Genomic DNA, 12,812 nt, shown 5'->3' on the forward strand with positions numbered 1-12,812 from the left:
TTACTTGTCGAGCTTCTTCACCGCTTTGTCGATCATCGGCACATAGCGCTCGAGCGTCCAGGGGACGGTGAGCGGGTTGATGATCGAGGAGCCTGTGACGAAGGGCTGGTCCTCCGGAGCCACGACGGCCCCGGCTTTGATCGCCGGAATGTTCGCATACAGTCCCTGCGATTCGATCTCCTTCCTGTTCTTCTCATCGGAGTAGAAGGTGAAGATGAGGTCCGAATCGTTGAGCTTGTCCGCATTCTCCAGACCGATGAGCGCTGAATCCGTTCCCGGCTCGTCGTAGTCCTTCTTCAGTTCGTCGATGATCGGATCCGGGGTCAGCCCGAGCGCCGAGACCATCGCCACCCGCTGCTCGTTGGGGTAGAAGACGCCGAGGGTGCCGGGGCCCGAGTTGTAGATGAAGGAGAACGTGAGGTCCTTGTATTCCTCCCGCTTCGCCTCTTTCAGCTGGGTCTTGATGTCGTCGACGAGGCCTTCGGACTCCTCTTCCTGACCGAGCGCCTTGCCGATCGTGGTGATCTGCTCATCCCACGTGATCGTCCACGGCTGCTTCGGGTACGCCACGGTCGGGGCGATGGCATCGAGCTGTTTGTACTGCTCAGCCGTGATTCCCGACCAGGGGGCGAGGATGACATCCGGTTCGAGTTCGGCGATGGCCTCGACGTCGAGTTCCGTATCGCCCTGGAACTGTTCGGGCAGCTTCTCGCCATTGTCCTTCACGGCCTCGTAGATCCACGGCATGTAGCCGGTGTCATCGGATCCCCAGGCATATTCCTCCATGCCGACCGGCGTCTTGCCCAAAGCGATCGCGGTCTCCGTCGATCCCTGGCCGAGGGTGACGACGCGTTCGGGCTCGGACTCGATGACCGCTTCGCCGAGTGCGTGCTTGATCGTCACGGTCTCGAAATTCGCGGACCCGGATTCCTCCGCGGCCTGCGATCCCTGTCCGCAGGCGGTGGCGGTGAGCGAGAGCGCAACGAGCGCTCCGGCGATGACGGCCCGTCGGCTGTGAGGAACTGGCATTCCTGTCCTTTCGACAGTGGTCGGAGCCTGATGCGGCCCCTCGACATTAACGTAGGTCAGCCTAACTTAACCTACTGCCGTTTCCGCAACACCTGTGAGCCACCTCACGTCAGTCATCCTCATCTGCTGACAGCAGAAACCCTCGCCGAGGCGGCGCAGAAGACCGTAGGCTCACCCCATGACCGACATGCTCCCGCACAGCCCGACCCCGCCGCCGCTGTGGCGTGAGGCGCTCGGCCGCGCTCTCCGACTGCGCCGCACCGATCTGGGTCTCACCCTGGCGCAGGTCTCCCATCGGTCCGGGGTCTCGACCCAGTTCCTCTCCGAGATCGAACGCGGGCTCAAGGACCCGTCGTCCGAGGTCATCGAGGCAGTGGCCGAGGTGCTCGGGCTCCAGCTGCCGCAGATCCTCGTCCTCGCGGCCTTCGGCCTGACGTCCGGGGTCCCTGCGACCGCGCTGCTGTCGGCGACCGATATGACGCGAGCCGCACCTGCTCCGCCTGCAGCGGGTCAGGTACGGCTCGCTCTCGCAGCCTAGCCGTTCCCTGCCTCGAGCCGATTCGCCCGCAGCACCTCGAGTCGGGCGCGATACTCGGCCTCCTCGATGTCCCCTTGAGCGAAGCGCTGGGCCAGAGTCGCCTCGGCGCTCCTCGTACCCTCTCGTGCTGCAGCCGCCCACGGCGGTCCCCCGGCCTGCCGCCACCGGCGACGGTTGAGAGCCACGATGAGAGTGACGATGAGTCCGATGACGAGGACCCAGAAGATCGGGATGAGGAAGAAGAACGGCCAGGCCAGCGGTCCGTGTTCCATGTGCATGATGCCTCCTTGGCGGGTGTCCACGCCGTTCGTGGACCTGACATCAATGACACACCTCGGGCTGGTCCCTGCGAATCCGCCGACGGGAGTCACCTGTGCTGCTCCGCACGGAGCAGAACTCAGTGCTCGTTCAGCCATCCGGGAGAGACCAGCCCCGATTCGTAGGCGAGGACGACGAGGTGCACGCGGTCTCTGGCCCCGACCTTCGTCATGATCCGCGAGACATGGGTCTTCGCGGTCAGCGGGGAGAGCACGAGCGATTCGGCGATCTCATCGTTCGACTGACCGCGGCCGACGAGCGCGAGGACTTCGCGTTCGCGGTCGGTGAGAACGTCGAGTCCGGAGTCGGGTTCTGCCTTCAGCCCCAAGGACATGCGGGAGAGCAGGTACTTCGTGACTCCGGGCGAGAGCAGGGCCTCACCGGCGGCCACGACGCGCACGGCGCGGATGAGGTCGGTCGGGTCGGTATCCTTGAGCAGGAACCCGCTGGCCCCCGCGCGAACGGCGCGGACGATGTATTCGTCGAGTCCGAAGGTCGTCACGAGCACCACGCGGACGGCGTCGAGCCGCGGATCGGCGGCGATCTCCTCCGTCGCCCACAGTCCGTCTCCGTCGGGCATGCGGATGTCCATGAGGACGACGTCGACGGGTGCTGCGCGCAGCGCCTCGAGCAGAGCGTGTCCGCCGGAGGCTTGGATCGTGACCTCGATATCGTCCTCGGAATCGAGCAGTGAAGCGAAGCCGGCGCGCACGAGCTGATGGTCATCGGCGATGGCGACTCGGATCGGTGTCATCGGTGCGGCTCCTCGTCGGGCAGCTCTGCAGGGTCGGCGTTCCAGGGGAGGTCGACGTCGACGGTGGTGCCCTGTCGACCTTCCGATATCAGGGTGAGTGACCCTTGCAGCAGCTTCGCCCGCTCACGCATGCCCATGATTCCCGTCCCTTCGACTCCGTCTGGGAGTCCAGCCCCATCATCGCTGATGCGCACCCGCAGCCGATCCGAGTGCCGTGCGATGACGACCCGTGCGCTGCCGGCGCCGGCATGTCTGAGCACGTTCGTCAGTGCTTCCTGGATGATCCGATAGGCGGCTGCATCCGTTGACTGGCCGGGTGTCTCTCTCACTCCCTCGGCGTGCGTATACCGCCGATCGTCCACGCTGATGTCCGTGGTGCCGACGAGGCGGGAGACCAGCGCCGGAACATCGTCGAGCCCGAGCACCGGAGCCAGGGGCGCCGGTCCGGAGGCTTCGGCAGCACCGGTGTCGGAGCGCATCGTGTGCAGCACGGTGCGCACTTCGTTGAGCCCGGTGCGGCTGAGTTCTCTGATGGCCGCGAGTGCGGACCGCGCCTGCTCCGGATCGCGGTCGATGAGGTGTTCGCCGACTCCGGCCTGAACGTTGATCTGGGACAGAGCATGGCCGAGGACGTCGTGGAGATCCCGGGCGATGCGCAGTCGTTCGGCCTGGACGACCTCGGCGCGGCGTGCGTTCTGCTGGGCTGCCTCCTGGCGACGCAGCTCGCCTCGGCGGCGGACGAAGGCGCCGATGCCCACAGCGATGGCGAGTCCCATCGTCGCCGAGACCACCCGCCCCACCGACCAGTCGATTCCCAGCAGGGGACCCAGCAGCAGGCAGCCCGCCCAGGCTCCCGCCGCCGAGGCGATCGCCCAGACTGCCTTTCCGCGGACGATCGCGGCGACGACGGCGAAGAGGTAGGCGGCATAGAACGGCGTCGTCCCGGGCCCGGCCTCCGCGGGCGACCAGGGACCTCGGTCGCTCCACGCACCCGGTCCCATGCCGAATCCACCGGGGCCCGGATCGGGAGTCGCCGCCGCCCACACCAGGACATCGAGGAGGACGAGCCCTGCCAGTACGGCCACGCGCGGTCCGGGCCATCGCGCTGCGACGAAGAAGATCACCGGTGAGAGGACCGCGGTGCCGATACGGGCGATCATCGCTGCCGCAGTCGTCTCGGTCGCCGCGGCGAGGACGATGGCGAACGGCAGCTGCAGCACCGCTGCGGCGACGGTGAGCAGGACGATCCGCCTGCGCGCGCGGCGGTCTGGACGGGCCGGTCTCATTCTCCGATCGTAGCGACCCGACCCGGAGCTCGTCGTCATCCTCAGGGAGTATCTCCGCCCACCGCGGCGAGAGTACGCGGTCAGAGGATGACGTCGACGAGTCCGAAGTCCCGCGCCGCCTTCGCGTCGAGGACGAGGTCGCGATCGAAGTCACGGTGGATCTGCTCCGGGGTCCGTCCGGTGCTGCCGGCGAGCATCTCTTCGACGTCTCGGCGCTGCCGGACGATCTCGTCTGCGGCGACGATGAGGTCGGGGATCGTGCCGCGCGCCCCTTCGGCGTGCGGCTGTCGCAGCACGGCGCGGGCGTGGGCGAGCATGGCCCGCTGGCCGGGTTCTCCGGCGGCCAGGAGCACGGCCGCGTCGGCGACGGCCTGCCCGACGCAGGTGGTGGCCACGGGTGCGCCGATGTGGTGCATTGCGTCGAAGATCGCCGTCATCGCGGTCAGGGAGCCGCCCGGGGAGTTGATGTACATGCTGATCGGCAGGTCCCGGCTGCTCGAATCGAGGTGGAGCAGCTGCGCGATGATCGTGTTCGCCACCCCGTCGTCGATGGGCACGCCGAGGTAGACGATCCGGTTGCCGAGCAGATGCGAGTAGACGTCGACGATCTTCTCGCTGCCTCCGGTTCGGTCGACGACGTTGGGGATCGTGTACTGGCTCATCGCCCTCCTCCGATCTGAGCTCGCAGGTCGGACGGGGAGTCGATGACCCGATCGATGAGTCCGTACTCGATCGCCTCCTCGGCGGTGAACCACCGGTCCCGCAGGGAGTCTTCGAAGATGCGGTCGTAGGTCTTCCCGGTCGCCTCGGCGATCCGGTGCAGGACGGTGTCCCTGACCGATCGCAGGTCGGCGGACTGCAGTTCGATGTCGGCGGCGGCGCCGCCGATCCCGCTCGAGCCCTGGTGGAGGAGGATGCGGGCGTGGGGCAGGGCGAGGCGTCGTCCGGGCGTTCCCATCATGAGCACGAACTGTCCCGCCGACAGGGCGTAGCCGAAGGCGATCGTGACCACGTCGTTGGGCAGGGCGGCGATGGTGTCGGCGATCGCGTGCATCATCGGCACGGATCCGCCGGGAGAGTTGATCCACAGGTGGATATCGGAGCGCGGGTCCTCGGCGGAGAGGAGGACGAGTCGGGAGATGATCTCCATTCCGTTCTCGTCGCGGAGCTCGCCGTTGAAGACGACGGATCGGTAGGCGTAGAGCATACGCTGGGATTCGGGAATCGCGGTGGCTGCCGCAGCTTCGTCGGAGTCGGAGAACAGGGGCGGTCGGCTGTGGGGCGAAGAGTTGAGAGTGAACATGCGTCCACCCTGACAGTGCCGGTGGGCGCGGGGAACCCTGATCCGCTCGGCGCAGACGCCTGCCGCTGTGAGCGGACGGACTCTTGTTTCACTGAACGGCCCGCACAGGCCCGCGTGCTAGCATCGACGCACTGGTTAGGGGGCAAGATGATGGCGAATATGTGGCTGACTCTGCAGCTGCTCGTCGTCGTGCTCTCTTCCGACCTCGACTCGGTCGTTCCCCAGTCCCCCACTCATCTCATCGTCCTGGCTCTCCTCGGTGCGGCCCTGCTGACGCCGATCGCCGCATGGGCGAGCATGTCTCTGCTGCGTGTGCTCTCGCTGTCGGCGCGCCCGCCGTCTCTGCCGGACGCGCGCCGAAGCATCCGCGAATTCCGCATGCCTGAGGAGCCCGGCACTCCGGGTACGGCACTGCCCAGAGCCCCCTCTTCCGTCGTTCACGCCATCGCCTGAACGACCTCGATCACGTTCCGTACGGAACGCCTCCCTGCCTCGGCGCGGGCAATTGTCATCAGTCGTCACGGTGATGGCCTGCAACGGCCCATTCAACTGCGCCTCAGTGCGCCTAAGTCCGAAGGACACTCACCTGTGAACATCTACGAATTCCTGCCTATCCGCCTGCTCGTCGAGGCCGCCTATACGGTGGTCACGGGGATCAGCGACATCCTCGAACCACTCGCCGGCGGCTTCAGCGCCGCCCTGGCCGTCATCGTGCTCACCGTCCTGGTCCGCGCCGTGCTCATCCCCGTCGGTGTGTCCCAGGTCAGAGCCGGCATCACTCGGAAACGACTGGCCCCGAAGATCAGCGAGCTGCAGAAGAAGCACAAAGACAAGCCCGAGCTCATGCAGCAGAAGCTCATGGAGCTGTACAAGGAGGAGAACGCCTCTCCTTTCGCCGGGTGCCTTCCGGTGCTCGCGCAGATGCCCGTGCTCATGGCCGTCTACGGTCTCTTCATCAATGCGACGATCGGCGGGCATGCCAATGAGCTGCTCGGTCATACTCTCTTCGGTCTGCCTCTCAACACGAGCTTCGTCAAGCTGCTCGGCGCCGGCGATCTGACGGGCACCGCGATCACGGTCTACCTCGTCCTCGTCGTCCTCATCGCCGTCGTCGCCGGGTTCTCCCGGCACCTGCTCACCCCGGCCACACCCGAGGCTCCGACCGCTCCCCCGGCGAAGAACGGGGCAGATGCTCCGGCGATGCCGGATCTGTCCGGAGTGATGAAGACTCTGAGCTTCATGCCCTTCCTCACCGCGATCTTCGCGCTCTTCGTCCCCTTGGCCGCCGCTCTCTACCTGGCGACGACGACCACGTGGACGCTCGGCGAACGGCTCGTCCTCAACCGCCTCCTCGGAGCGAACGAATCGCAGTCGGAGGCGACCACCGCGGTGTCCGGCTGAGTCGGGAGCACAACAGAGCCCGGGGCGGAGGATTCCCATCCTCCGCCCCGGGCACTGTGGCGGCGGCCGGCGCGGGCCGCCTCGGCGATCGAATGATCAGGCGATCATCGGCTCCGGGCGGGTCCCGGCAACGACCTTGAGTGCGCCGTCGACGACAGTGGCGCGCACGGTGCCGCCCTCATCGACCGCCTCGGTGACGAGGAGATCGGCGATGCGGTCGTCGACTTCGCGCTGGATCGTGCGACGCAGCGGACGAGCGCCGAACTCGGGTTCGTACCCTTCGTCGGCCAGCCAGTCGAGAGCCTCTGCCGAGACGTCGAGGGCGATGCCCTGAGCCTCGAGGCGCTGCTTCGACGCGGCCAGCTGCTGATCGACGATGGACCGCAGCTGCTCACGGTCGAGCCGCGAGAACATCACGGTGTCATCGATGCGGTTGATGAACTCCGGCCGCATGAACTCCTTGAGGCGACCCATGACCTTGGCCTTGAGATCCTTCTCCGCGTCTCCCGCAGCACCGGAGGCGAAGCCCAGCGGAGTGCCGGACATGAACTCGGAACCGAGGTTCGAGGTCATGATGACCACGGTGTTGCGGAAGTCGACCGTGCGGCCCTGGCCGTCGGTGAGCCGTCCGTCGTCGAGGACCTGCAGCAGCAGGTTGAACGCATCCGGGTGGGCCTTCTCGACCTCGTCGAGGAGGATGACCGAATATGGGCGACGGCGGACCTTCTCCGTCAGCTGCCCCGCCTCGTCGTAGCCGACGTAGCCGGGAGGAGCACCGACGAGGCGGGACACCGTGTGGCGTTCTCCGAACTCGCTCATATCGAAGCGGATCATGGCCGACTCGTCGTCGAACAGGGTCTGCGCCAGAGCCTTCGCCAGCTCAGTCTTGCCGACACCGGTGGGGCCGAGGAAGAGGAAGCTGCCGATGGGCCGATTGGGATCGGCCATACCGGTCTGGCTGCGGCGGATCGCGCGCGACACGGCGGTCACGGCTTCATCCTGTCCGACCACGCGGTCGTGGAGGACCTCTTCCATGTTCGCCAGTCGTGCCTTCTGGCTCTGCGTCATCCGTGCTGCCGGGATTCCGGTGGCCCGGGAGACCACGTGCGCGATCTCCTGTTCACCGATGATCGCCTCGGCGGCAGCGGTCTTCGCGGCCTCCGCGTCCGGGTTCTCGGCGGATTCGATCCGGGCGGTCACCTCGTTGATCTCATCGCGGACACGGCCGGCACGCTCGTAGTCCTCCACCTCGATAGCGGACTTCTTCTCCGCTTCGAGTTCGGAGAGATTGAGCTTGAGCGCGTCGATATCGACCGCGGGTCCGCGCCTGAGCGACATCCGGGCACCGGCCTGATCGATGAGGTCGATGGCCTTGTCCGGCAGGAAGCGGTCGGTGATGTAGCGGTTCGACAGCTCCACGGCCGCACGGACCGCCTCGGCGGTGTAGGTGACCTCGTGGAACTCCGCGTAGCGGTCCTTGAGCCCGTCGATGATCGTCACCGCATCCTCGACGCTCGGCTCACCCACGGTCACCGGCTGGAAGCGACGCTCGAGAGCCGAATCCTTCTCGATGGTGCGGTACTCCTTGAGCGTGGTCGCGCCGATCATGTGCAGATCGCCGCGGGCCAGGCGCGGTTTGAGGATGTTGCCGGCGTCCATCGAGTTCGCCTCGCCGTTGCCTCCGGCACCGACGAGGGTGTGGAGTTCGTCGACGAAGACGATCATGTCTCCGTCATCGGCGATCTCGTTGAGTGCTCCGGTCAGGCGCTCCTCGAAGTCACCGCGGTAGCGGGTGCCGGCGAGCATTCCGGGCATGTCGAGAGCGATGATGCGCTTGCCCTGCAGCTGCTTGGGCACTTCGCCCGAGTGGATGGCCTGAGCGAGGCCTTCGGCGACCGCGGTCTTGCCAACGCCGGCCTCACCGAGGAGGACCGGGTTGTTCTTCGTCCGGCGGGCGAGGATCTCGATCGTCTGTTCGATCTCCTCCGAGCGGCCGATGACGGGATCGAGCTTGCCCTCGGCGGCGAGCTCGGTGAGGTCCGTGCCGAACTTCTCCAGCACTGATTCCTGACCGTCCTCACCCTCGGCCTCCTGGCCGGGGTGCATCCCTGCGGCTTCGGCCGCCTCGGCACCGGCCTGCAGCGCGGCCTGGGTGACGCCTGCCTGCGCGAGGATCCGCCCGGCGGGCATCTCCTGGTTGAGCACGAAGGCGAAGAACATGTGTTCGGGATCGATGTAGGTCGACCCGAACGCTCGCGCCACCTGGTAGGCGTCGAGCAGGGCGCGCTGGGCCGAACCGGTCAGTGTGGGCGTGGAATCCGCCTCGGTGTCGGTTGCAGCCGGAAGGCGCTCTTCGATCGCATGGGCGATGGCCTCGGGATCGGCACCGGCCTGGCGCACGGCGGAGATTCCGGGTTCGGCATCGACCATGGTGCGCAGGATGTGGAGCGCGTCGACCTCGGACTGACCGTGTCGTCCTGCGAACTCCGCGGCCGCTTCGATGACCTCGTGGCTGCGCTTGCTCAGCAGTCGGTTGATGTCGACGGAACGGCCTCGGCGGGCTCCGGTCTGTCCCTGGAGGAAACGAGCGAGGAACTCGTCGAACGAGTCTCCGCCCGAGCCTGCGGGTCCGAAGAATGTGGCCAAAGCTGACCTCCTCTTTCAAAGTTGAGCGTATACGACTCAATCAACAGGTGGATGCGGACATATATTCCCACCTGTCGCCCGCCCGACGACGGAGTGTGAACAACATCACCGTCGAGAAATGCATCGGATGCATTTCTGCATTTGGTGCAAATTTGCAAGAGGTGCATAATTTTCTGGTGAGTTCCGAACCGACCGAATCCCTGCGCGAGCGTCAGACCCGTGAGCGCCGCGCGTCCATCCACGCCGCGGCCGTCGATCTCGTCTTCGATCATGGGCTCGACGAGGTGACCGTGGCTCGGATCGCGGAAGCTGCGGAGGTCTCGACGCGCACGTTCTTCAACTATTTCCCCACCAAGGAGATGGCGATCGTCGGACTGACGACCTCTGACGATATCGCCGCCGCTCTGCAGCGATTCATCGAGGACTTCGAGCCCCGGCGCGAGCGTCTGGTGGAGGATCTCTCCTTCACCATCCGCGCCGCGTTCGAATTCCTGCTGCCGCGGTCGGCGAACAAGCAGAAGCTGCGCGCGATCCAGGCTCGGCATCCGCACCTCGGCATGCTCAGCATGGAGACGAAGCGGCACTACTCCGAGCAGATCATCACCGGCATCCGCCGGCGGGTCGAACGTCGCGGAATCACCTTTGCCGATGACGACACCGCCGCACGGGCCACGCGGATGCTCGCGCAGCTGTGCAGCATCCCGCTCGAGCATGCTTTCGCCTCTGCGCGGTTCGACACCGAACACGAATTGGACGACGAGCGAGTGGACCAGGCGTTCACCTCCTCGATCGAACTGTTCCTGACCCTCTTAGAAAGGCTGAAATGACCACTACCGCCACTGAGCCCGCTGCCGAGAGGCAGCACGGCGCCGAGGAGGAGCCGGAGATCGAGACCTCGTCGGTGATCCTGCTGTTCACCGGCCTGATGCTGGCAATGTTCATGTTCTCGCTCAACCAGACCATGCTGGCCACGGCCCTGCCGACCATCGTCGGCGACCTCAACGGCGTCGACCAGATGCTGTGGGTCTCGACGGCGTTCATGCTGGCGTCGACGATCATGATGCCGATCTACGGCAAGCTGGGCGATTCGTTCAACCGGAAGAAGATCTTCATCTTCGCCATCTGCATGTTCATCCTCGGTTCGGTCGTCGGCTTCCTGGCCCACAACATGGCCGTCCTCATCACCGCACGCGTCATTCAAGGCCTCGGCGGCGGCGGTCTCATCATCCTCTCGCAGGCTCTCATCGCCGCGGTTGTGCCGGCTCGCAAGCGCGGCCCGTACATGGGCATCATGGGAGCGAACTTCGCGGTCACCTCGGTGGCGGGACCGCTGATCGGCGGCTGGATCACCGAGGGTCCGGGCTGGCGCTGGACGTTCGCCCTCAACCTGCCGTTCGGCGTGCTCGCCCTCATCGCCGCCATCCTCTTCCTCAAGGTCCCCAAGTCGGACCGGTCGGTCAAACGCCATGTCGATGTCGCGGGCATGATCCTCATCGCCGAATTCACCTCGGCGCTCATCCTCACGACTTCGTGGGGCGGACATCAGTACGACTGGGACGATCCGATCATCATCGGACTCATCGCCATCGCCGTCATCAGCGCCGTCGTCTTCGTCTTCGTCGAACAGGCTGTGCCCGAACCCGTCATCCCGATGTTCGTGTTCAAGGACACGAACTTCGTCCTCTGCACGATCGCCGGCATGTGCATCGCCATCGGCATGTTCGGCGTCCTCTCGTACATGCCCACGTTCCTGCAGATGGCCCACGGGATCGAAGCGACGAAGGCCGGGCTCCTCATGGTGCCCATGATGGCCGTGATGCTGCCGAGCTCGGTCATCATCGGCTTCGTCGTCTCGAAGACGGGACGGTACAAGTGGTACCCGGTGCTCGGCAGCGCGATCGTCGGCGTCGCCCTCTTCCTCATGGGGACCTTCGTCACGGCCGACCAGAACGTTCTCGTCGTCATCGGCTGCCTGTGTGTGCTGGGCCTCGGCCTGGGACTGTCGATGCAGATGCTCGTGCTCATCGTCCAGAACTCGTTCCCGGTCGCGATGGTCGGCACGGCGACGGCGTCGAACAACTTCTTCCGGCAGATCGGCGGCACGCTGGGCATGTCGCTGATCGGTTCGCTCTTCACCTCGCGGCTGGCATCCAACCTCGAGGACGGCATCAAGTCCCTGGGACCTCAGGGCGCCCAGGCGATGAAGGGCACGGGGTCGAACTCACTGACCCCCGAGGTGGTCAAGTCGCTGCCCGATCCGATCCATTCGATCATCGTCAATGCGTACAGCGATGCGCTGGTGCCGATCTTCCTGTGGGTCTGCCCGCTGGGAATCATCGCGGCCGTCATCCTCATGTTCGTTCGCGAGAAGGCTCTGGCCACGAAGCTCGATGCAGGTGCCCCGGCGGACCATCAGCGTGAGGTCGTCGCAACCGACAGCATCGCTGTCGTCGAACAGCCTGGTTCGCTGACCCCCTCGGGCACGAGCTCCGTCAACGATGAGATCGAGTACGAGAAGGCCACGCGGGGTAACGGAGACTATTCTCTGCGGCCCCGCTCGCCCAAGCATTGAAACGCACATCCACGCACTGACAGCGCAGGCCCCGCAATTGCGGGGCCTGCGGTGTATCGGCCTGAGTCTGTCCGCGACTGCCGCGGAACTAGCTCTTCGAGGGCCACCCGTTCGGTTTGCAGCCCTGCAGACCCTTCGTCTGCTGCTGCATGAGCGGGGCGGTCTTGCCCGGTCCGGGGCAGGATTCGTGGCCGTGGCCGAGGGCGTGACCGACCTCGTGGTTGATGAGGTACTGCCGGTACTGGACGATGTCGTCGAACTCTTCGGTGGCCGAGACCCAGCGCTTGGCGTTGAGGATGACGTTGGGTCCGTTGCGACACGAGAGTTTGCCCAGGGTCCGCAGCGGCAGACACATCTCGTCGACGGTATCGGGGCTGGCGATGGAGATCATCGTGTCCTGACCTTCATCGACGAGCTCGATGGAGACGTCGTCCATGTCCTGCCAGCCGCGTTCGTCCTGGAGGGTCTTGATGATGAAGTCGCCGGCCTCATCGACGTTGATGGGCAGGTTGTCCTCGACGCGCAGGGCAACTTTGAACGTCTTGCCCTCGTCGCGGTTGGGTCCGGTCTCCTCTTTCGGCCGGTCCCATCTGCCGCTGCCGTGGGTGTCGATATCGCCTTCGCTGACTCCGGCCGCTCCGGCGTCCTCGACGTTCGCGGTCTCGGTGGGCTCGCTGGTTTCGGTGGCTGAGCCGCTCGGGCCCGGCGAGGCGGCCTGCGTTTCGGCTGCCTTCGGAGTCGGCCGGGTCTCTTCGTCGGCGGCGGGCGCGCAGGCGCTCAGCCCGACGATCAGCGAGACAGCGGCAAGCGAGGTCAGGGTGCGGAGGCGTGGACGGGAGACAAGACGGGTTCGACTGAGCACGCCTGTGAGTCTATCTCCTGCCGATTCATCGAGAAACGGGCTGCGTGTCGAGAAACGTGCGCACACACCCGTGTCTCGACACTCAGCCCGTTTCTCGGCGAGT

Annotated in this window: 13 protein-coding genes; 5 read left to right on the forward strand and 8 right to left on the reverse strand. The window is 65.8% G+C overall.

What is annotated here, in order from left to right; translation table 11 throughout:
• Complete coding sequence (locus SB749_RS13895; RefSeq protein WP_410710807.1) at positions 1-1,029, reverse strand: iron-siderophore ABC transporter substrate-binding protein; 1,029 nt, start codon at positions 1,027-1,029, stop codon at positions 1-3.
• Positions 1,030-1,207: 178 nt separating this feature from the next.
• On the opposite strand from SB749_RS13895, the gene SB749_RS13900 reads away from it, so the two are divergent.
• Complete coding sequence (locus SB749_RS13900) at positions 1,208-1,567, forward strand: helix-turn-helix domain-containing protein (protein WP_410710808.1); 360 nt, start codon at positions 1,208-1,210, stop codon at positions 1,565-1,567.
• Here SB749_RS13900 and SB749_RS13905 read toward each other — a convergent pair.
• From SB749_RS13905 to SB749_RS13925, 5 genes are all read right to left on the reverse strand, one after another.
• Positions 1,564-1,845, reverse strand: coding sequence for an SHOCT domain-containing protein (locus SB749_RS13905; RefSeq protein WP_410710809.1), 282 nt, complete (start codon positions 1,843-1,845; stop codon positions 1,564-1,566). The genes SB749_RS13900 and SB749_RS13905 overlap by 4 nt on opposite strands.
• Positions 1,846-1,964: 119 nt before the next feature.
• Positions 1,965-2,639 carry a response regulator gene (locus tag SB749_RS13910; RefSeq protein ID WP_410710810.1) on the reverse strand — a complete coding sequence of 225 codons (675 nt, stop codon included), beginning with the start codon at positions 2,637-2,639 and terminating at the stop codon, positions 1,965-1,967.
• Positions 2,636-3,925, reverse strand: coding sequence for a sensor histidine kinase (locus SB749_RS13915; protein ID WP_410710811.1), 1,290 nt, complete (start codon positions 3,923-3,925; stop codon positions 2,636-2,638). The genes SB749_RS13910 and SB749_RS13915 overlap by 4 nt, the downstream gene beginning before the upstream one ends.
• Positions 3,926-4,005: 80 nt before the next feature.
• Entirely contained in the window at positions 4,006-4,587 is a 582-nt protein-coding gene (locus SB749_RS13920) for a ClpP family protease (protein ID WP_410710812.1), read from the reverse strand.
• Entirely contained in the window at positions 4,584-5,228 is a 645-nt protein-coding gene (locus tag SB749_RS13925) for a ClpP family protease (protein ID WP_410710813.1), read from the reverse strand. Before SB749_RS13925 ends, SB749_RS13920 begins: the two co-directional genes overlap by 4 nt.
• Positions 5,229-5,375: 147 nt before the next feature.
• Between SB749_RS13925 and SB749_RS13930 the strand changes: the two genes are divergently transcribed.
• Both SB749_RS13930 and SB749_RS13935 read left to right on the forward strand, forming a co-directional pair.
• Positions 5,376-5,681: a hypothetical protein gene (locus SB749_RS13930; RefSeq protein ID WP_264800804.1), complete on the forward strand. Its 306-nt coding sequence runs from the start codon at positions 5,376-5,378 to the stop codon at positions 5,679-5,681.
• A gap of 135 nt (positions 5,682-5,816) precedes the next feature.
• Positions 5,817-6,629 (forward strand): YidC/Oxa1 family membrane protein insertase, encoded by an 813-nt coding sequence (locus SB749_RS13935; protein WP_410710814.1) that lies wholly within the window; start codon positions 5,817-5,819, stop codon positions 6,627-6,629.
• 96 nt (positions 6,630-6,725) lie between these two features.
• Here the strand turns inward: SB749_RS13935 and SB749_RS13940 are convergent, their stop codons facing one another.
• Entirely contained in the window at positions 6,726-9,275 is a 2,550-nt protein-coding gene (locus SB749_RS13940; protein ID WP_410710815.1) for an ATP-dependent Clp protease ATP-binding subunit, read from the reverse strand.
• Between the two features lie 176 nt (positions 9,276-9,451).
• On the opposite strand from SB749_RS13940, the gene SB749_RS13945 reads away from it, so the two are divergent.
• Both SB749_RS13945 and SB749_RS13950 read left to right on the forward strand, forming a co-directional pair.
• Positions 9,452-10,102 carry a TetR/AcrR family transcriptional regulator gene (locus SB749_RS13945; protein ID WP_410710816.1) on the forward strand — a complete coding sequence of 217 codons (651 nt, stop codon included), beginning with the start codon at positions 9,452-9,454 and terminating at the stop codon, positions 10,100-10,102.
• Positions 10,099-11,847 (forward strand): DHA2 family efflux MFS transporter permease subunit, encoded by a 1,749-nt coding sequence (locus tag SB749_RS13950; RefSeq protein ID WP_410710817.1) that lies wholly within the window; start codon positions 10,099-10,101, stop codon positions 11,845-11,847. Before SB749_RS13945 ends, SB749_RS13950 begins: the two co-directional genes overlap by 4 nt.
• Positions 11,848-11,935: 88 nt before the next feature.
• Here the strand turns inward: SB749_RS13950 and SB749_RS13955 are convergent, their stop codons facing one another.
• Positions 11,936-12,709 (reverse strand): DUF3152 domain-containing protein, encoded by a 774-nt coding sequence (locus tag SB749_RS13955; protein ID WP_410710818.1) that lies wholly within the window; start codon positions 12,707-12,709, stop codon positions 11,936-11,938.
• Positions 12,710-12,812: the final 103 nt, after the last annotated feature.

Source organism: Brevibacterium sp. SIMBA_078 (genome assembly GCF_046534565.1).
In the GTDB taxonomy this organism is placed as follows: Bacteria; Actinomycetota; Actinomycetes; order Actinomycetales; family Brevibacteriaceae; genus Brevibacterium.

Excerpts from the sequence above, each read along its gene's own strand:
- SB749_RS13895 (WP_410710807.1), bottom strand. The coding sequence starts at position 1,029 with ATGCCAGTTCCTCACAGCCGACGGGCCGTCATCGCCGGAGCGCTCGTT.
- SB749_RS13900 (WP_410710808.1), top strand. The coding sequence starts at position 1,208 with ATGACCGACATGCTCCCGCACAGCCCGACCCCGCCGCCGCTGTGGCGT.
- SB749_RS13905 (WP_410710809.1), bottom strand. The coding sequence starts at position 1,845 with ATGCACATGGAACACGGACCGCTGGCCTGGCCGTTCTTCTTCCTCATC.
- SB749_RS13910 (WP_410710810.1), bottom strand. The coding sequence starts at position 2,639 with ATGACACCGATCCGAGTCGCCATCGCCGATGACCATCAGCTCGTGCGC.
- SB749_RS13915 (WP_410710811.1), bottom strand. The coding sequence starts at position 3,925 with ATGAGACCGGCCCGTCCAGACCGCCGCGCGCGCAGGCGGATCGTCCTG.
- SB749_RS13920 (WP_410710812.1), bottom strand. The coding sequence starts at position 4,587 with ATGAGCCAGTACACGATCCCCAACGTCGTCGACCGAACCGGAGGCAGC.
- SB749_RS13925 (WP_410710813.1), bottom strand. The coding sequence starts at position 5,228 with ATGTTCACTCTCAACTCTTCGCCCCACAGCCGACCGCCCCTGTTCTCC.
- SB749_RS13930 (WP_264800804.1), top strand. The coding sequence starts at position 5,376 with ATGATGGCGAATATGTGGCTGACTCTGCAGCTGCTCGTCGTCGTGCTC.
- SB749_RS13950 (WP_410710817.1), top strand. The coding sequence starts at position 10,099 with ATGACCACTACCGCCACTGAGCCCGCTGCCGAGAGGCAGCACGGCGCC.